Origin of the sequence: Lactococcus protaetiae (assembly GCF_006965445.1) — a bacterium.
In the GTDB taxonomy this organism is placed as follows: domain Bacteria; phylum Bacillota; class Bacilli; order Lactobacillales; family Streptococcaceae; genus Lactococcus; species Lactococcus protaetiae.
The window spans coordinates 2,171,671-2,190,857 of sequence record NZ_CP041356.1; the positions used below are offsets into that span (position 1 = coordinate 2,171,671).

At 36.4% G+C, this 19,187-nt stretch carries 18 protein-coding genes and 1 pseudogene; 3 read left to right on the forward strand and 16 right to left on the reverse strand.

Features of this window, described 5'->3' with window-relative positions; genetic code table 11:
- Positions 1-118: 118 nt before the first annotated feature.
- Complete coding sequence (locus tag FLP15_RS10450; RefSeq protein WP_142767068.1) at positions 119-451, reverse strand: metal-sulfur cluster assembly factor; 333 nt, start codon at positions 449-451, stop codon at positions 119-121.
- Positions 452-923: 472 nt separating this feature from the next.
- The gene (locus FLP15_RS10455) at positions 924-3,329 is read right to left on the reverse strand and encodes a YhgE/Pip domain-containing protein (protein ID WP_142767069.1); all 2,406 of its coding nucleotides are present in this window, start codon (positions 3,327-3,329) and stop codon (positions 924-926) included.
- Positions 3,330-3,540: 211 nt separating this feature from the next.
- Between FLP15_RS10455 and FLP15_RS10460 the strand changes: the two genes are divergently transcribed.
- Entirely contained in the window at positions 3,541-4,077 is a 537-nt protein-coding gene (locus FLP15_RS10460; protein WP_120771936.1) for a TetR/AcrR family transcriptional regulator, read from the forward strand.
- A gap of 119 nt (positions 4,078-4,196) precedes the next feature.
- Here the strand turns inward: FLP15_RS10460 and FLP15_RS10465 are convergent, their stop codons facing one another.
- Together FLP15_RS10465 and FLP15_RS10470 are read right to left on the reverse strand one after the other, a co-directional pair.
- Positions 4,197-5,204 carry an alpha/beta hydrolase gene (locus tag FLP15_RS10465; protein WP_142767070.1) on the reverse strand — a complete coding sequence of 336 codons (1,008 nt, stop codon included), beginning with the start codon at positions 5,202-5,204 and terminating at the stop codon, positions 4,197-4,199.
- A gap of 103 nt (positions 5,205-5,307) precedes the next feature.
- On the reverse strand, positions 5,308-5,787 hold the full coding sequence (locus FLP15_RS10470; RefSeq protein ID WP_142767071.1) for a hypothetical protein: 480 nt from the start codon (positions 5,785-5,787) through the stop codon (positions 5,308-5,310).
- Between the two features lie 209 nt (positions 5,788-5,996).
- Between FLP15_RS10470 and FLP15_RS12805 the strand changes: the two genes are divergently transcribed.
- A complete protein-coding gene (locus FLP15_RS12805) occupies positions 5,997-6,152 on the forward strand; it encodes a hypothetical protein (protein ID WP_190288295.1) in 156 nt (51 codons plus the stop codon).
- Positions 6,153-6,297: 145 nt separating this feature from the next.
- Positions 6,298-6,852, forward strand: a complete 555-nt coding sequence (locus FLP15_RS10475) for a TMEM175 family protein (RefSeq protein ID WP_190288296.1) — start codon at positions 6,298-6,300, stop codon at positions 6,850-6,852.
- 77 nt (positions 6,853-6,929) lie between these two features.
- Here the strand turns inward: FLP15_RS10475 and rplS are convergent, their stop codons facing one another.
- The 12 genes and pseudogenes from rplS to FLP15_RS10530 form a co-directional block, all read right to left on the reverse strand.
- A complete protein-coding gene (rplS, locus tag FLP15_RS10480; RefSeq protein ID WP_120771938.1) occupies positions 6,930-7,274 on the reverse strand; it encodes a 50S ribosomal protein L19 in 345 nt (114 codons plus the stop codon).
- A gap of 213 nt (positions 7,275-7,487) precedes the next feature.
- A complete protein-coding gene (locus FLP15_RS10485) occupies positions 7,488-8,162 on the reverse strand; it encodes a GTP pyrophosphokinase (protein WP_142767072.1) in 675 nt (224 codons plus the stop codon).
- A 52-nt stretch (positions 8,163-8,214) separates the two neighbouring features.
- A complete protein-coding gene (locus tag FLP15_RS10490) occupies positions 8,215-8,604 on the reverse strand; it encodes an ArsC/Spx/MgsR family protein (protein ID WP_142767073.1) in 390 nt (129 codons plus the stop codon).
- 447 nt (positions 8,605-9,051) lie between these two features.
- The gene (locus FLP15_RS10495) at positions 9,052-9,714 is read right to left on the reverse strand and encodes an ABC transporter ATP-binding protein (RefSeq protein WP_142767074.1); all 663 of its coding nucleotides are present in this window, start codon (positions 9,712-9,714) and stop codon (positions 9,052-9,054) included.
- A gap of 433 nt (positions 9,715-10,147) precedes the next feature.
- A complete protein-coding gene (locus tag FLP15_RS10500) occupies positions 10,148-11,641 on the reverse strand; it encodes an ABC transporter permease (RefSeq protein WP_142767075.1) in 1,494 nt (497 codons plus the stop codon).
- Between the two features lie 167 nt (positions 11,642-11,808).
- On the reverse strand, positions 11,809-12,126 hold the full coding sequence (locus FLP15_RS10505; RefSeq protein WP_142767076.1) for a hypothetical protein: 318 nt from the start codon (positions 12,124-12,126) through the stop codon (positions 11,809-11,811).
- Positions 12,127-12,407: 281 nt separating this feature from the next.
- The gene (gene mraY, locus FLP15_RS10510) at positions 12,408-13,400 is read right to left on the reverse strand and encodes a phospho-N-acetylmuramoyl-pentapeptide-transferase (protein WP_142767077.1); all 993 of its coding nucleotides are present in this window, start codon (positions 13,398-13,400) and stop codon (positions 12,408-12,410) included.
- Between the two features lie 222 nt (positions 13,401-13,622).
- Positions 13,623-15,910: pseudogene (locus FLP15_RS13760) on the reverse strand (penicillin-binding transpeptidase domain-containing protein).
- On the reverse strand, positions 15,907-16,287 hold the full coding sequence (ftsL2, locus tag FLP15_RS10520) for a cell division protein FtsL (RefSeq protein WP_120771946.1): 381 nt from the start codon (positions 16,285-16,287) through the stop codon (positions 15,907-15,909). Before ftsL2 ends, FLP15_RS13760 begins: the two are co-directional and overlap by 4 nt.
- Before the next feature lie 660 nt (positions 16,288-16,947).
- Positions 16,948-17,889: a 16S rRNA (cytosine(1402)-N(4))-methyltransferase RsmH gene (gene rsmH / locus FLP15_RS10525; protein WP_142767078.1), complete on the reverse strand. Its 942-nt coding sequence runs from the start codon at positions 17,887-17,889 to the stop codon at positions 16,948-16,950.
- 252 nt (positions 17,890-18,141) lie between these two features.
- Positions 18,142-18,294 carry a hypothetical protein gene (locus FLP15_RS12810; protein WP_190288297.1) on the reverse strand — a complete coding sequence of 51 codons (153 nt, stop codon included), beginning with the start codon at positions 18,292-18,294 and terminating at the stop codon, positions 18,142-18,144.
- A gap of 44 nt (positions 18,295-18,338) precedes the next feature.
- Positions 18,339-19,082 (reverse strand): DUF805 domain-containing protein, encoded by a 744-nt coding sequence (locus FLP15_RS10530; RefSeq protein ID WP_142767079.1) that lies wholly within the window; start codon positions 19,080-19,082, stop codon positions 18,339-18,341.
- Positions 19,083-19,187 lie beyond the last annotated feature (105 nt).

Genomic DNA, 19,187 nt, shown 5'->3' on the forward strand with positions numbered 1-19,187 from the left:
TTAAGATATCGTTTTGACAAAAAAATCAGAGAAACTCTTTAATGATTTTTCTCTGAATATCATTGTACTTTTTGAATCGATGATTGAATTGAAATTTTCTTGTTGTTTTCTTCGCCTCTTATCGAATACCCAAAGCAATACGTGCATAACGGCTCATTTTATCTACCGTCCAAGCTGGATACCAAACCAAATTGACTTTAATATCTGTGACCTCCTCAACATCTTTGAGGGCATCATGGATTTGTTCTGTTAGCAAATCTGCTAACGGACATCCCATTGTTGTCAATGTCATCTTGATTTCGGTTGCTCCATTGTCCTCAAAGCTGATTTCATAGACCAAACCTAAGTTAATGATATCAATACCAAGTTCTGGGTCAATCACATTTTCAAGTGCAGCAAGAATCTTATCCTTGATTTCGTTCACTTGCTCTTCTGTATATTTATCTGCCATATTTTTTCTCCTACAAAATGTGAGGACAACTGCTTCTAAAAACATAAAGATTAAGCACCAAAGCGCCAGCTCCTTATAAACAAAGCAACCAAACCCCATTTCAAATTGTCAAATTCTTTTTACAAGCTTTATTTTAACAAAAATTAACAAAAAAAACTAGAAAATTTTATCAAAGCAAAGATAGAGCGAATGGATAACGAAGTGAAACGGAGGTGTGACCTCATATCTTTGATGTTAAGCAGACTGTTGTAGCTTTATTTGCGTACAGGTCGCTTAGTTGTTACACCTAGAGGTTGTGCCCTAAATTCAGTGATGAGTTGCCCTTTTATCAGTCACTTCGCCTGCTAAGCAAACGGACAGCGTAGCGCAGCGAAGATAGTGACTAGAGAAAATACGAAACTCCCACTAAATGAGTCTTGACTTCATGATAAAAGTAAAAAATTTACTGACAGATTTCTGTCAGTAAATTTGATTAAGCAAATCGTGAAATCTTCTTAAAGAAACTAAGTGCACCTGTAAAGATAAAGATAATCACCCCAAAAAGCAAGACATAAGGAAGAATATTTCCACCTAGACCAATCGTTTCACGCAACATTCGTAATCCATAAGTCATTGGAAGCCATGGACTAATTACTTGGAAAATGTGTGGAGCCAACTGCAATGGATATGTTCCAGCACTCGTTGCCAACTGCAAGACAAGAAAGACAATCATGACAAACTCTCCAACCTTACCTAACCATGTCAAGAAGAAAGTATTAATTGCCATGAATGCAAAACTAATCAAAATCACTGACAGCAACATCCGTAAGTTATAGTTTGCTCGAAGTCCAAGTGCCACAACTGCACCATAAACGATAAGAGCTTGCAAGAGAGCAACTAAACCATTTGTTCCGATTTTGGCCCACATGAATTCACGACCAGATTTCCATTTTTCACCAGAGAAACTGTGACCGATAACAACGTTTGTTGCAAGCGCCCCTATGAAGAGGGCCACACAAATCATGTAAGGTGTCATTCCTTCGCCATTGACAGGAACATTATCATGGTCTGTATGCTTCGTCTTGAGTGGTGTTGCAATCTTGTCAGCATTCTTTTTATTACTATTTGTCACTGACAGCTTTTTATCAGCATCTGTCAGTGCTGACGAAAGTGTGCCTGCGCCATTATTTAGACTATCCAAACCTTTTGTCAGTGTTTGACTTCCGTCAGCAAGTTGACTTGAACCTGAAGCAATTTGTTTTGCTCCATCAGCAAGCTGACTTGAACCTGAGCTTAATGATTGGCTATTTCCTTGTAATTGCGTTAGTCCTGAAACCAACTGCAAGCTACCCGTTTGTAAGTCTTTTGACTTGTCAGCAAGTTGATGAGCACCATCATTTGCTTGATTGACACCCACTGCAAATTGATTAAATCCTGAAGTAAGCTGTTGTCCTCCCGCGGTTATCTCAATATTAAACCGTGCAGCTCCTGCTGCCAATTGATTTGCTCCCGGTAATATTTGACTACTCAAAGCAGTGTGAGCATTGTCTATTCCGGTTGATAACTGGTTAATGGTTTGAGACGCAGCTGGAAGGATTTGAGCAGCTCCATCTGCCAACATTTGAGTTTGAGTTTGTAAATTCTTCAATTGATTACCGACATCTGTCAAACTACCTGAAATTGACTGAGAATCAGCCTGTATTTCTGTTGAGTTGTTCGCAGAATTCTCTAATGCATCAAGCAAATCCGCCTGTTGTGCTGGTGTCAATTTTTTAAAAGTATCTGTTGCAGAAATTGCCGTGGTGGACGCCGTCACTTGGTCTTGAATTATTTTCGGCAAAACAGCCTGAACATTTTTTAAATCATTTTCCACTTGAGTCGTAACCGTTGAATCGGTACTCCCAGCTTGAATCTGTTGATTAAGAGCTGTCAAACCAGTTTCTAGCTTTGCAAAATTTGCCTTATCTTCATCAGACAAGCTTGTTGCTGCTGATAGTTTTGTCAGTCCATCAGCAAGTTGCTGACTAGCTAACTGCAGCTGACCAGCAGATTCTGAACTCTGTGAAATTTTTGTAATCCCAGCAGATAATTCTTTTGATTTATCCGCCAAAGTTTGAGTCCCTTCAGCCAACTGTTCAGCACCTGTAGAAAATTGTTTCGTGCCATCAGCAAGTTTTTTGCTGCCTAGAGCTGCTTGTTTTACACCATCAACATACTTATCAACACCAACATTTAATGTATTTGCTCCATCAGTAAAAGTCAAGCTTGATGACGCCAAGGTATCCAGATTTTTTGAAATCTCCGATGAACCGCTCAAAGCTGTTTGACTACCATCAGCGAGTTTTTTAGCACCATCCGAAGCATCATGCATCCCTGGTTTCATCTCAGCAATTTTATCAAAAATAGCCTCAGTATAATCCTTGGTCACTTTTTCTGAAACTTTTGCTTTCAATTGTGTCACAGCACTTTCACTCATTTTGGAAGAAATATAGTTATGACCACGTGACGTTTGATAATCCAATTGTACTACTTTTGGATTTTCTGACATCAAACTGGCTGCATTCTCTGAGAAATTTTTAGGGAAAGTAATGACCATGTAGTAATCCCCTTTTTTAATTCCATTTTTAGCATCAGCTTTTGATACAAAATGATAATCCAAATCTTTTGATTTCTTCATTTCAGAAATCACCTTATCACCAAGTTCTAATTTTTTACCCTCTAATTCAGACGCCTTGTCCAAATTTACAACTGCTACTGGCAAATCTTTTAAATTCCCATATGGATCCCACATTGACCCTAAGAAAATATAATTATAAATTGCCGGAACTAGCGACAATGCGATAATAACGATGATAAAAAATTTGTGCTTAAAGATAGCTTGCCATTCTTTTTTTAACATTTCCCTTCCCCCATTATGGACACCTCGTCCAAAAATTGTTATAATATGTATTATAAACTTTTTCGAAAAATTGACAAATGTTGAGCTTCGGTTTTTAGACAGCTTGTACATATTTGTCCAAATAAAACACTTACATTTAGATTGAGAATTATCTTCTCTAATTTTCAATAAGCAAATGATTGTTAAGTATTGAAACGGAGGTTCCAAAATAATGGCCCATGACACTCGAAAAGACCGTACCAGAATCCAACTTCGCGATGCAATGATTCAACTCTTGCATGAAAAATCTTTTGACCAAATTTCAACAACAGAGCTTGTAAAAATCGCAAAAGTAAGTCGGAGTAGTTTCTACACGCACTATCAAGATAAATACGACATGATTGAAGCTTATCAACGCCGTCTTTTTGAAACCATCCAATATGTTTTTGAGAAAAATAATGGGAATCTACACGCGACAATGCTTGAAACCTTTGAGTTTTTACAACGCAATCAAATCTACGCCGCACTTCTTTCTGAAAACGGAAGTAAAGAAATCCATCAATTTATGCTTCAAAAACTAAAAGATTTATTACAAAATTCAATTTTTCCTCAAGATTCTAAACGAAATAACTTAGGAAAGCTTGGTGAAATCTATGCGACAACTTATTATGCCAATGCTATTTTTGGAACGACACAGTCATGGCTACGACGAAACCAGAAAGAAACACCCACTCAAATTGCTGATTTACTCCAAGAATTAATCAACTAAAAGTTAGGCCTCAAGTTCCATTTAAAATTACAGATAAACCGCTTCTTATAAGAAACTTAATTCACTCTCATTTTTAGACATAGTGTTCAAAAAAAACTATTCTCAATGGAATAGTTTTTTTATTTATATTCATTAATAAACGCCACTGTTTGAGCATAACAATTCTTGGCTTCCTTCATTTCATAATCAAATTGATATTCATGAGTAATTTTTTTCTTATCATTAATATAGAATAACCCTTGTACAGGGACTTTCAACTGTTTCAATTTCTTTTCTAAAGCAATCCCTTGATTTTGGAAAGAATATGCATTTCCATCTGTAATATATGTCGGAGGAAAATCTTTAGTCACATGACGAACCAGACTCGCTTCAAATAACTTAGGATTTTCTTTCCAGTCCTTTGTTCCAATTTCTGACCAAGCTACCGTATCAACAAAAAACTTCATAAATTTACTCGTTGACTGCTCTTGAGCTGTCTGTTGTAAATCCACAGGACCACAATAAGAAATCGCGCCCTTGATTTCTGCAGTATTTAATATTTGATCAATTCCAATACTTTTTGCATAGTTCCTATTCGTTTGAGTTGTAACATATTGTAGTGCAATTTGTGCTCCAGCACTATCTCCACCAAATAATATTTGAGATAAATCTAACATTTTGAACTTTTTTTCTTCTAATGTTTTGATTAGCTCTCCCATTTGTACCAATTGATTAGGGTATTGTGAGTCTGGCGCTGTTTCATAATTCATAGAAATAACTGCTATTTTTGTATCTAACACAATTTTTGTCGCAAACTCTTTTATCCCTTCTTTATCTCCAGCAACAAAACCTCCTCCATGTGCCCAAACTAATACAGGAACAGGTTGATGCATGTCTTTAGGATAATAGATGTCAAACACATTATTTTTTAACTTTGATTGATAGGATTGGTCTGAAATAATCTCTACATTTTTTTTAGCTCTTTGATATCCTTTTTCATCTGTAATCAACACCTTAGAATCAAACGCTCTTTTAATCACAAGTGCTCCTGGTCTAGGAGAAACATGAAAAGCAATCAAAATCAATAGAAATAAGGCAATAATTCCTACTATAAGCCACAAAGTAATCTTTAAAATTCTTTTCTTCATATTCTTGAATTATAACAAAATTTTTTAAGATTTAGCGAATAAAAAGTTAACAACTTGAGTATCAAAATCCAAAAGATTATAAGAAATATTCTCTTACTTTAAATTATCCCAATTCATTTCTAATCTTGAATCTTCTTGCGAAATAGTACTTACCAGTTGTATCTTTTGCATAAATTTGCAGATTTTGATTTTTGAATCCTAATTTTTTTAATCCAATAAGACACTCATCTTTCATCACAAAATATGTTGCATCTTCTTGTGGCATTAATAATATCGGTAACTTTGCACTCTCCTGCTCCAAATCTCTTGATGAAAAAGCCATCGTTTTCTTTGCACTTTTACGCAAAAGTCTTTTTTTACAAATTCCAATTTCATAAATTTTGATTGGAACAACTCCCGTATTCACAACGTCAATACACCACAAAGAGATATTATCACCAGAGAACACCTCATAAGACGTCCAATAATCAATCTCAAGTTTCTTTCGATAATCTCTTCTTGCAAGATGAAGTGATACGATGACTACCGCTATCGTTCCAATTGCACTCAATGCTTCCCATATATTCCCTAAATCAATAATCATGAACGCTCCATCTATTTATTACTGTTTTCTAATTATATTATTATAATTTTATCATAAGAGATAATTACTTTCAAAATCATATTCTATATTAGACATTATGAGATAATTTTTTTGTTATTTTATGTGCAATGTGATATACTTGTGAATAGGAATTTCGTTGTAATCGTTATAGTCCCTTTCGTCAACATAAAGAGAAAGGAGAATGTATTATGACATTCATCAACAAAAACAAACTCTTCGAGTACACTGTAACTCTAGATACTTCACAAAATATCTTTAAAGCATATCTTGCTAGTGATTTAACTATTTATGGTGCTGGTGATACAATCGAAGAAGCTGTGCACAATTTAGAAGAAATAGTCTAAGGAGCAAAAGCAAATGGGCGAGTATCCCTCTCAGTAGAAAGCATCTACTTTTGATATATAAGTGGGTGCTTTTTTGTTGTCTAAAACTCTCCTTAAATGTATTTTAATTAAAACAAATTTTCAAATATCTGCTATAATACGACATATGAATAAAAGTAGAATCGAAGCTCTAACAGACGGTATTTTTGCTGTCGTAATGACATTGACTGTTCTTGAATTTAAAGTGCCAAAAGACGGAAACCTGTTTTCTCCTAGACTATTGCTAATGCTTCTTATCTACGTAACCACATTTGTTGCACTAGCATCAATCTGGAACTCTCACCACCATGTCATGACCTTCTTAAAAAATAATCGTATTGATGAACTGTTATTATGGGTAAACCATTGGCTTTTACTGGTCATTTGCTTGTTTCCTTTTGCAACTGTTGTCCATGCTGAACATCCTCATTCGCTCATTGATAGTATTGCATACGTTACAATATATCTAATTATTTGGATAAGCTTAATTATTTTCAGCGAAATTATCTACAGACAATATAACAGGAGTGAGACCCTCCGGCTGCGTAATCGTCAAAGAATCAAAATCTTCCTCGTATTTTTACTACCAGGAGCACTCATATCTCTTATCTGGTTGTATGCTTTACCTATCGTAACAATATTAATGGCTCTATCTTGGGGAAGGCATAGCGACTTTGAATAAAAAAGAACTTTCTGTCTCTTTTTTTATTATTTAAAATATCAAAAAAACCGCTCAATAGAGCGGTTATATTGTGTTTCCTAACGACGACGTTCAGCGATACGCGCTTTTTTACCTTGCAATGCACGAAGGTAGTAAAGTTTCGCACGACGTACTTTACCATGACGAATGACTTCGATTTTTTCAACACGTGGAGTGTGAAGTGGGAAGATACGTTCTACACCAACACCATTAGAAATCTTACGAACTGTATAAGTTTCGCTGATTCCTGAATTTTTACGAGCGATGACAACACCTTCGAACATTTGGATACGTTCGCGAGTTCCTTCAACGACTTTCGCGTGAACTCGTACAGTGTCACCAGGACGGAAATCAGGAATATCAGTGCGGAGTTGCGCAGCGTTGATAGATTCAATAAGGTTCATTTTTTTCTCCTCTTGCCCATCATTAAGTAACTTCTACCCAGCGGATGAACAGTTTTATTAGTATGTTCTAAGACATACCAAATCATTATAACAAATCTATTTAATATTATCAAGAACCTTCTAAGTTTTTATCAAAGTAAGTGCGTTATTTTTACCCTTTGGGCTATGGCTGCCTAACTTTATTGTTCAAATTCTAAAGTTTTAGATCACCAGCTAATAACCTATTCGCTCAATGTCAACTTCTGATTGGTTAATCATATCCACGACTTTATGGATAAGGTACATTCGTTCATCAAGCTCATTGATTTGTTTGGAACAATTTTGTAATTCATTACTTAATTTTTCAGGAATTTTTCCATCATATTTATAGCGTACTTTGTGTTCCAATGTTGCCCAGAAATCCATTGCTGAGGTACGTAATTGTACTTCGACCCGACAGGTTTTTTCACCAAAAAGTTTGCCAATATTAACTTCCAAAATCATGTGATAACTTCGATAACCACTTTCTTTCACATTTTTTAGGTAGTCTTTTTCACTAACCACTTTAAAATCTTCTTGGTTTTTGATGATTTCTACTATTTCGTATATATTTTTAGCATAAGCGCAGATAATACGTATACCAGCTACATCTGATAAAAATTCCTCTGCAGCTTCTGCTGTGATTGGTAAATTTTTCTTTTTTAATTTTCCTGCAATGCTTTCTGGTGATTTGATACGATATTTGATATGTTCAATCGGATTAACTGGCTCAAAGTTATTATAATAAGCTTCTAGGTTCGAGAGCTGAGTCCTGACAATATCTAATGCACACTCGTATCTTACCAGTTTTTTCTTAAGTTTTTCAAATTCTTCGACTTCAAAACGAGTCTTCAAATAGTCTTTATCCATACATTCATTATAACAAATTTTTTTATAGAACACTTCGCATAGTTGTAAGCGTTTAAGTATTTTCAAATTTTATGCGATTTTTTGTTAACTTTAACTCTTCTTTTCTATGATTTCTTGATAGAAATACCCTAATTTCTCCTGCATCATAGCCAATAAGAAGATGTTTCTCGTTGAATGCAATAGGTGCTTTCAGCATCTTAGGATTTTCTAGAATATAATCAATTAATTGATTCATTGTATAGATGTCAAAAGCTTGTTTGTGAACTTTTCTCACAGAAAATAAGTCTTCAAAACCATTATCTGTTAAACTTAAAATCTTAAGAAAATCCTCTCTGGTCAGTTGTAAAATGGGTTTTATATTGTATGAGATTTGATGATATTCCAACCACTCTATTGTGCGATAAAAACCATGATTTTTTGTGTTGTAATAAATATTAATCATGACTTTTCCTTAGTTTCTCGATTTTCACTTGTTTTTAAATTTCTTATACTAGATTCTTTTTTTCGTATTCTACGACTCGTACTTAGTTGATGCCAGAACATCTCGTTGATACATATAAATAGCACGAGCAAAATGATAAGGCAGACGATGATGGTAGTATGGTTCATGCTCGTTCTCCTTTAAATGTAAAATGTGGAAAAATTCAGCACTCTAGATATGGTTCAGAATACTGAATTTTATCAAAACAAGTGCGTACTATCTCCGCCCTTCGGACTAACGCTGTCGATGCCCGCTAAGGCGCTACGTGCTTCGCTCGCCGTTCTAACGGACAGCGTAGCAACGAAGATAGCGACTATAGAAAATGGACAAATGTTTTACGAAACCCCACTGAATAAGTCTTGACTTCATTTTGATTCCTAGGCACAGTTAGTTATCTGCTCTTATTTCTTATGCTGTCTTTTCAAATTTTCGATGTTTGAGTGTATAGACAATGTCTGAAGCTGCTGCAACATCATTTTCATGAGTAACAATAATCACGATTTTATTGTCTTCGTGTGCAATCTTCTTAAATAATGCTACGATTTGACCTGTTGTTTCTTCGTCAAGGTTTCCAGTTGGCTCATCAGCAATGATGACGTCATGATTGAGCACTAATGCCCTAGCAATTGCAACTCTTTGTTGCTGACCACCTGAAAGTTTACTGACAGGTTTGTAAATCAAATCCTCTGTCAGTCCAACTTTACCAAGTGCTTCAACAATCGAAGCTTTTTCGTTTTCAAACTTTACTGACGAAATCTTAACCGCTGTTTTGACATTTTCGTAAGCACTCATATAAGTCAATAAGTTGTAAGCTTGGAACACTGTACTGACAGTTTTTTTGCGATAACTTGTCAGTGTGTTTGCTTTTATCGGTTTATCATCAAAAGTCATTGTACCTGATTTTGGTGTATCTAGCCCTGCAAGCAAAGAGAGAAAGGTTGTCTTCCCAGAGCCTGATTGTCCAAGAATAGCATACATTGTGCCTTTCTCAAAAGTTTCAGTCACATCTTTAAACAGATACTCCTCTGGATTTGTATAATAGTAGGTCAGATTTTCAACTTTTAGTGTCATTTTTTTCTCCTGATTCTTTGTCAGTACTGACAGATTTTCTGTCAGTTACTTTTTGCCTTATGACATCAGTTGGGAAGATAATCCCAGCCGATGAAATCAGTCAAACAAGCTTTTTAACTTAGCAAGTGCGTGCTATCTCCGCCCTTTGGGCTACGTTGTCGATGCTCGCTACGGTGCCAAAGCACCTAGTCGCAATCGCAATTCCCCCACCTCTATGAGGTGGCGAGATAAGCTCTGCTTTCGTTCTACTGCCCTAGGGTCTTAGCGCTTTAGCGCTTGCGATTTGAGCTTGTTGCTTTAGCAACTTAGCGAAATCGACAGCGGAGCAAAGCGAGATAGACTTCAGGGACAGGGTGACCTCATATCTTTGATGTGAGGTTGTTGCCCTAACATTGGTGGAGGAGAAAGAATCCCCACCAATGAAGTAATCACTTCAATTGGTCAGCACTTGTTTTGGATTAAGCCGTAAAATACCAATACTTGCAAGTCCCACCGCAATCAGTGTAATCAAGATTGCTATTCCAACGAGAAGTAAGATTTCGCTAAATGATGTCTTGATGTTCAATTTTTCAAGCGCTTGAGCTTGTGCTCTAGATTGTCCAAAGCCAAAGGCTCCGCCTGCACGTTCAGCAAATCCTCCACCATTTCCTGATGGTCTTTGCATTTGTCCACTTCCATTATTTCCATTGCTACTAGGCATACCATTATTGGTTGTGGTTTGGGTAGTTTCTTGTTTTAGCAATTGTTGTCCGACCACATTTCCCACAACATTACCTGCTGCAGAAGCGATACCAACTGATACCACCATTACCATAAATAATTCAAAGAAAAATTGTCCAACAATCTTGAATTTTGATTCACCTAGGCTCATCAGAACACCGATTTCAAAACGACGTTCACGAACCATGAGCATGACAATGAGTGCAAGAATAATTGCACCCGCTACTGCAACGAGTAAGACAATATTTCTGGCAAAACCAGCAACATTATTTAGTGAAGATTTTACATTTTGGTAGGCTTGATCATTTTTGGAAACTTGGAAATTATCATCATTGACAAGTGCATTCGCCTTTTTAACAAAGCTGTCAGCATCTGCTGGATTTGTCATTGAATATGTTGCCGTTGAGATTTTACCTGTTGTTGCTTTCATTGCGTTTGCTACTGAAAGTGATGTATACATGGTATTCATGTATTCAATTGATTGTTCTGTTGAGCTACTTGTTGTTGTGAAAATACCGACAACAGTCATCTTGTAAGTTTTGCTATTGCTATCCTTCAAAGTAAAAGTTGAGCCAACTTTTAAATCGTTTTGACTAGCAAGCGTGGATTCAATAACAACATTATTTGTTCCTTCGTCAGAAGCTGTAATACCTCGTCCAGAAGTAATCTTATAGCTGTCAGTAAAGGAAGTCGAGGCTGACAGATTATTCGTACCAGAAATAGTAAAATCAGACTGATTACCAAACATTCCACCACCTTGGGCACCGCCAAAACCGCCACCTGTATTTGAATTATTAGATGTGCTTGAGTCAGACACTTTTGTAATGCCAGAATCAGCACTCGCAGATGCAGAATAAGAAAAACTGTAAGATTTCACACCTGATAAGTCAGCGATTTTTTGTGCCGTACTCTCTGAAATTGTTGGCATTTCAATCTTAAAATGCTGTCCTTGCGAGTCACTACTACTTGAATCGCTACTTGAACTATTTGAACTTTGAGCTGCTTTAATCACATTTTGCATATTAACTGACAAAGAAACCGTAGCCCCTGCTGCCTTTTTAGCATTTGCAATTGACGTTTTTGCTGCACTATTAATAATAAGACCCGAAAGTACGAAAATCAAAATTGCCGAAAATGCAATAATCAAAAGTACCGTCCGTCCAATTTTGGCTTTTGTAAAAAGCCATGCTCGTCTTATAAAATCCATATATTCCTCATTTCTAACTTTACAGTTCAAATCTTAAAAAATAGAATGAAACATCTATCAAAATAATTGTTTGCCAGTAAATTTTTAAACACATCAGTTAATTTTCAAAAATTAAGACAATAAAACCAATAATTAACTTAATATCCTTAAAAATTTCTGAAAAGCAATTAAACCGCCATTGCAGCTGTACTCGTGTCAACATTTGAAGTTGCCGTGTCGCCACTAGAATCCGATGCCCCATTTCCAGAAGTACCAGTTGTCGCACCAGTATTCGCATCAGAATTACTATCCGAATTTGAATTTCCACCAAAACCACCCGCTCGGCTACCAAAACGGTTTTGCATTTGCTGTTGGAAGTTTTTTTCTTGTGTAGCAGCGCCTTGACTCTTGCCAATAAAATAACCTGCTGTAGCACCGACCACCAATGTCAATAACGAAACCCAAATAATTGCTTTTCCTCTCAAGACCTTTACAATCTTATCCATCTGTCTTTCCTTTCATAAATATGTGAGTCAAATCGCATATAAACAGAGCGTGCAAACTTTAATTATTCTCTTATCTTCTATGCAAATATCCTAAAGCACTGTCACTCTAGGGTAGGAAAATTAACTCATTTTCTAACTTGATGAAAATATTATAAATTTCAAGACTTAATCACAGCCCAAATCAAACTTAAGCTTTACTGAAAGCACTTTATAATTTATAACAATTTGTATAAATAAAAGACCTATCAACTGATAGGTCTCATACTTAAACTTGTTATAAACTATTGAAAAATAAAGTAAATCCAAAGTGCAACTGCCGATAAAACCGCCGTAAATAACCAGAAAACAATATCAATTTTCCACTCAGACCAACCAGCAGATTTCCCAGAAAATCCACCCAATTCAAAGTGATGATGAATCGGTGTCATCCGAAAAATTCTTTTACCTCCTGTTTTCTTGAAATACGCGACTTGCAGCATAACAGACAAGGTCTCAATGACATATACCGCACCAATCAGAATCAATGTCCATTCTGCATGAAGTAAAATCGAAATAATCGCCAAAAATCCACCCAAAGCTAAACTTCCAACATCACCCATAAAAATCTTCGCTGGTTTGTGATTAAAGAAAAAGAACCCAATCAAACTGCCAACTACAGATAAAATAATCAACAAAATATCATATTGATGATGAACAAGCGCAATAATTGCATAAGCCGTTAATGAAATCGCCACAGTGATTGAAGCTAAGCCATCAATTCCATCCGTCAAATTTACAGCATTAGACCAACCAACTAACCAGATAATGATGAAGATTGAAAAGAAAATACCTAAATCCAATTTCCAACCTAAAATATTCAGCACATTTGTACTTGCCTCATGATTATAGATTAAAAATGAAACAATCCCAATGACAATCTGAGCCAACATTTTTTGCTTTGCAGTTAGTCCTTCATTGATTTGTTTGAATACTTTCAAGAAATCATCCAAGAATCCAATAACAGCGTACATTGCAAAAACCCACCAAGCAGTGATAAATGCCGAAGTAAAACGACCAAAAATCAATGCAACAATAAGTGAAACAAGCAATGAAACAACAACAAACACAAAACCGCCCATTGTAGGTGTCCCAGCCTTGCTAGCGTGTTGCTTCACATCTTCAAGCGTAGGCTGGCCACCTAGTTTTTTCTTATGGAAAAACATAATGAAGCGAGGAATTCCAATCATCGTTAAAATCATTGAAATCACTGCAGCCCCTATTCCATTCAATAACATCTTTTTCTCCTAATTTTAATTTAACTCTACCTAATAGCAATTCAAGTTCATTTTTAATCAGTTTTAATTTCAAACTTAAAATCGCCTGAATAGGCTAAGCAATCCTTTATAGCAAAGGAACACCTATCCTACAGGTTAACAAATCTTCTTAACGTTCGTAGTCTATTTTTGTAGAGTTACACTTGAGTTCTTATAAATTTTACACTCAAGTCTAATTAGTCACTAAGTTCCCATTTTTACGGTTAGTGACTGACCTTTCTTAGCACTTGTGACTGCTCCTATGCTCTGTGCCTGAACATGATTACCAGAACCTTCATATGTTACTTTCAAATCGTACCATTTTGCTAACTGATCTACCTCATCTTTGGACCAATCATACATATCTGGCATTGATTGATTCTTATCATCAGTCAGTAAGAGCACTCTAGTATTAGCAGAAACTTTTTCTCCAGCGGCAATTGATTGAGCTGTAATTTTTGTTCCAGAACCTACTATAACTGGGTCAAGTACCGTTCGACGTAAGCTATCTGATGTTTCTCCAGGGTCAGCTCCTTTGTAGTCAGAAAGTGTCACTTTACCTGCCTTATCTGTATTGTTAACAGTGTTTAACTCACTCTTTTTACTCTCTGCTTGAGTAAGAAGAGGATTAGCCACACGGGCAATATATTTCAAAGTCCACGGTTCAGATGGAATTTTAACATTCATATAGAAAATAAAATCAGGATTCTTCGGTGGATACATTACAACTGCAGAATAGAGATAGTCCTGTGAACCATCCATATACCCTCCTGTTGTTGATGCAATTTGTGCAGTACCTGTTTTAACAGCAGCAGGTTGACCATCTACCATAAATAGAGGTCCTGGAGGGATATTCTCATCTGGGTCTCCAGTAGTAGAATATGATGTTCCATAAACAGGGTCAGTATTTACATCCACCATCAAATCACGAACTTTAGTCACAGACGCATTAGAAACTGGATGACCAATGATTTCTTTTTCAGATTGTAAGGTAGTTTTTGTATTAGGATCATAAATCTTGTTCACAATATGTGGTTCAAGCATTGTACCATTACCTGCAATTGCCGTCCAACCTCTAATTAGCTGAATCGGAGTCACAGCAATCCCTTGCCCAAAAGCTGATTGAATTTGTGATACCAGATTGGCTGAAGGAAGAGAACCCGGCACTTCACCATCTAGACCTGCACGTGTTTTCAACCCAAACTTAAATTTATTAAGATAACTGTCCCACAAACTATTTCCCATATTCATTTCGATTCTACTCATCCCAATATTTGAAGACATTGCAAAACCTTGAGCATAGTTGACAATTTCAGGTAAAGTATAACTCTTATTTTCTGTTACATCCCAGTCATTAATCGTTGAATCATAAACCTGCAATTTACGCTGATAAGTTGCATTAAGATCAACTTTATTACTATCCAACGCTGATGCCATCAGGAATGTTTTCATGACAGAACCTGGTTCAAATGCCGACTGAGAGAGCAAACTATTCCAAGTAAAGTTTTTTTGCTTTTCAGCGGTGTTAATCGTCGTAGGAGTATAGGTGGGACGCTGACTCGTTGCTAAAATCTCTCCTGTATGAGCATCAACTAATGTCGCCTCAAGTGTTTGGGCACCTGTATCTTGTACCGCTGCATCCATCCTTGTTTCTAGCGTTTGTTGCAATGGGCTGATAAAGTTGTGTATACATCTTGTCCATTTTTTACAGGTTTGATCACCTTGGTTGTACCTGGAATTGGACGACCAAGAATATCTTTTTGATAGGTTTCAACACCGTTTTTACCACTTAAAATGCCATTAAAAGCTTTTTCTAAGCCCATATCTCCTTTAAGAGTCTGAGAAGTGGTAGAATCATCAGGACGTGCGATGCCGATAAACTGTGATGCAAAATTTCCTAAAGGATAAGAACGACTCCCTTGTTCTGAGAAGCCAATCCCGACAAGTTTTTCATCGTCTGCAGCCTTCCTCAAAGCTTGCATTTTTTGCAATGAAATGTTTGAGCCTTTGCTTCCAAACTGGACTTGTTTCAATTTGGAACGAAGCTGGCTATCAATTAGAGTACGGTCAATGCCTAAGTTTTTATTCAGAAAGTATTCAATTTTAGAAAATTCGGCGCTATCTGCATAAAGCTTATTGCCATTTGCATCCTTTTGTGACTTATCAAGGACAACAAAAATCGTATAAGTACTTGAATCTACCGCAATCGGAGTACCATTTCTATCATAAATCGTTCCACGTGTAGCTGGCACATTAATTGTACTCTCATAATTACTTGTTGCCATAACCTTTAGGTTAGTATCTCCCACATGATTGACTGTAATCAGCCAAACAAAGCGAAATATAAAAATCGTAAACAAAGCAATAGCTAGGAAAAAGAGGCTCTTACCTACATGTTTACGATTTCTTTCTGGCCCTAAATTAGTTCTTTTTGCATTTCTTGATATTTTTCTAAACGGAAAAGAGAATAATTTTTTAAAGAATTTTATCATTTTGTTGCTTTCAATTCATTGGAAGGATCTTGTTTCATTCCTGCTTTATTTGCAGTATCTATTACTCGATTTGGTGAAGCTAAATCTAATATTTGTTGATCATATTCAGAACTTTTTGTTGTTTGCTCAGAAATTTGAGATTTTATCGTCATCGTATTATCCTGAACTTCAAGTGTCTTTGTCTTTACATATAACAGTCCAACAGCCAACACCAAAGCGGCAACTACCATCGCCAAGTAGAATACCTTTTCAACACCACTAAATTTTTTAAACTTACTTGCTAGAACTTCTGGGGCAAGAGAATTTTTATCAATGAGATAACTATCTTTCTTCGCCGCAGTTTCTATATCAAAGTACTCTTTCGGCTGTGCTGCCATGTTTCTTCACCTACTTTATTTTATATCGTGCAATTAACTTAGCAAGTGCGTGCTATCTCCGCCCTTTGGGCTACGTTGTCGATGCTCGCTACGCCACTAAAGTGGCTATAGTCGCAATCGCAATTTCCCCACCTCTAGGTGACGGGATAAGCAACACTATCTCCGCTTAGCTACGCTGTCCATTCGCTCTATCTTCGTTTCACTGCGCTGTCGATTCTCGCTACGGCACGAACGTGCCTAGTCGAAGTCGCAACTCGCTACGTGCTTCGCACGCCGTTCTACGAACAGTCTCTGCAACTTCGTTGCAGAGACTGTTCGTTTGCTTAACTGCTAAAGCAGTAAGAGCAAACGGTAAAGCGATAAGGCGAAATGGCAAGCTCTGCTTTCGTTCTACTCCCCCAGAATCTTAGCATTTTAGCGCTTGCGATTTGAACTTGCCACTTTAGCGGTTTAGTGAAATCGACAGCGCAGCAAAGCGGAGATAGAGCGAATGGATAACGAAGCGAAGCGGAGGTGTGACCTCATATCTTTAACGTGAGGTTGTGACCTGACATTGGTGGGAGAGAAAGAATCCCCCACCAATGAAGTAATCACTTCAAACTTGATAAGCGATTACCAATCAGTTGTTGAGAAAGAACTCCTCAACAATAACAGCTCACTTTAATCTCGTTGTTTTTGTGCAACACGAAGCTTGGCACTATGTGCCCTATTGTTGAACTCAAGTTCGTCTTCAGTTGCAATTACTGGTTTACGATTAACCAGTTTGAGTTTAGCTTCCATTTCTTTGGGAAGCATAGGCAATCCTTTTGGAACATTTACCGTGCTATATTCTTTGAATATATTTTTCGTTAAACGATCTTCAAGTGAATGAAAAGTGATGACGGAAATCCGCCCTCCCACTTTCAACAAGTCTATTGCTTGTTCAATTGATTCTTCTGCTGCTCCAAGTTCATCATTGACTTCTATTCTGATGGCTTGAAAAATTCGCTTAGCAGGATGCCCTTTTTTCTTTAATTCTTTTTGAGGAAGTGCTGATTTAATCAAATCAGCGAGTTCTATTGTCGATTCAATAGATTTATTTTTTCTTGCTTGTTCAATCTTACGAGCAATTTGTTTAGAGAATTTATCTTCACCATAGCGAAAGAAAATTCTAACCAAATCTTCATAAGAATAATCGTTGACAACCTCATATGCTGAAAGTTGTTGCATTTGATTCATTCGCATATCTAAACGTGCCTCTTTTTTATAAGAAAAGCCACGCTTGCTATCATCAAACTGGGGACTGGAAACTCCTAAATCATATAAGATTCCGTCAATTTTTGTGATTCCTAGTTCAGCAAGTGCTGATTTTAAGTAACGAAAGTTACTCTTCACTAGTGTCACTTTATTGTCAACAAGCTGTATTTTAAGACGAATTCTCGCATTTTCGTGAGCAGTTTCGTCTTGGTCAAAAGCGTACAAATGACCTGTGGTAAGTTTACTCAGAAGATATTCACTATGCCCTGCACCACCTAAAGTAGCATCAACGTAAATTCCATCGGGCTTGACCTCAAGCATATCTACGGTTTCATGTAATAGGACTGTATCGTGCTTGAATTCCATAGTTTTTTGGCTAAACTGCCATTCCTCCTTGTATACTTACTGTTTATTATATCACTTTTTTGTTATTTTTGTAGTGGTTTACACAAATTGTAAATAAAATATTTGTTTTTTGAGCGCTGAATAGCTCGCAAACACTTGATATTACTAGGTTTTATCCTCTATGTTGTTTTTTCTGTCAATTGATTGACAGGCAGTGTAAACAAATCACATTATTACATTATACCAACAGCAACTAAAAATAGACTGAAGTCATCAGTCCATTTTTCTAAATATTAGCGTTTTTTCTTCTGTTGCTAATTCATCCGATTTCATCATTTCTACACTAAATAGAGCTACGATGAGAATCATTATCAGTAGGAATAATAGATAGTTGATAAGGTCATAGTGATTCACTCCATAACTCAAATCAATAATTTTCCACAGGATTACCTTAAAAATTACTATCGCGCCTATGCCCCCAGAAGAGTAGCAATTGCAAAATTTGTCAAACCAGCATCGCGCAAACGGCGAATATGTACTGTAAGTTGTGGGAAGAATAAGCCAATAACATAAATAACAAGGATGAATTCCATGACTTCTGTTCCTACAAATATTTGTCCAAAAATGAGCTGATCTAACGCTTTATTCATAACAAAAAATATGATAAACAAAATTCCGAAAATCGCAAAAACAAGTTGCGTCCACCAAAAACTTCTTCTGCTCGTACGCCCTGAAAAAGAGAAATAGCCTCGGAAATAATACTTTAAAGCACGTAATATTCCAATTTTTCCCTTATCATCCAGTACAACATTTTTTCTTTTTGGAGCTGTAAACTCGGTAATTTCTGCCGTATCTTTTGAATGAGGAAGAAGATTTAAGACCAATAATGCAAAGCTCCCTAGAATAGGGATAAAGTTAAGAAATATCAGGCCATAAGCAAGCCCTGCATCTCTTAATCTCCTGACCGTCATTGAGATAAAGGGAATCAAAGTTACCAGAAAATAAATCCATAATAGAAATAGGAAAAAATAAGAGAGCGCAGTCAAAACGTTAGGAAGGACGGGATGACCTATATGAGCGAAAATTTGATATCCTGCATAGAAAAATATCAAAAAAATAATTTGGACAAATGTGGCTAACCAGAAATCTTTCCTTGTTGTTCGCTCTCGAAAACTGCCGTATCCTCTCCAAAATTTTTTGTAAGCTTGAAGCACTTGAATTTCTCCTTTCTTGTAAAATATACTAGTTTCGCTTCAAAATGATATATGATTTTAGATTGATGCTATCTAAGAAATGGTTAACAACAACTATAATCAGTA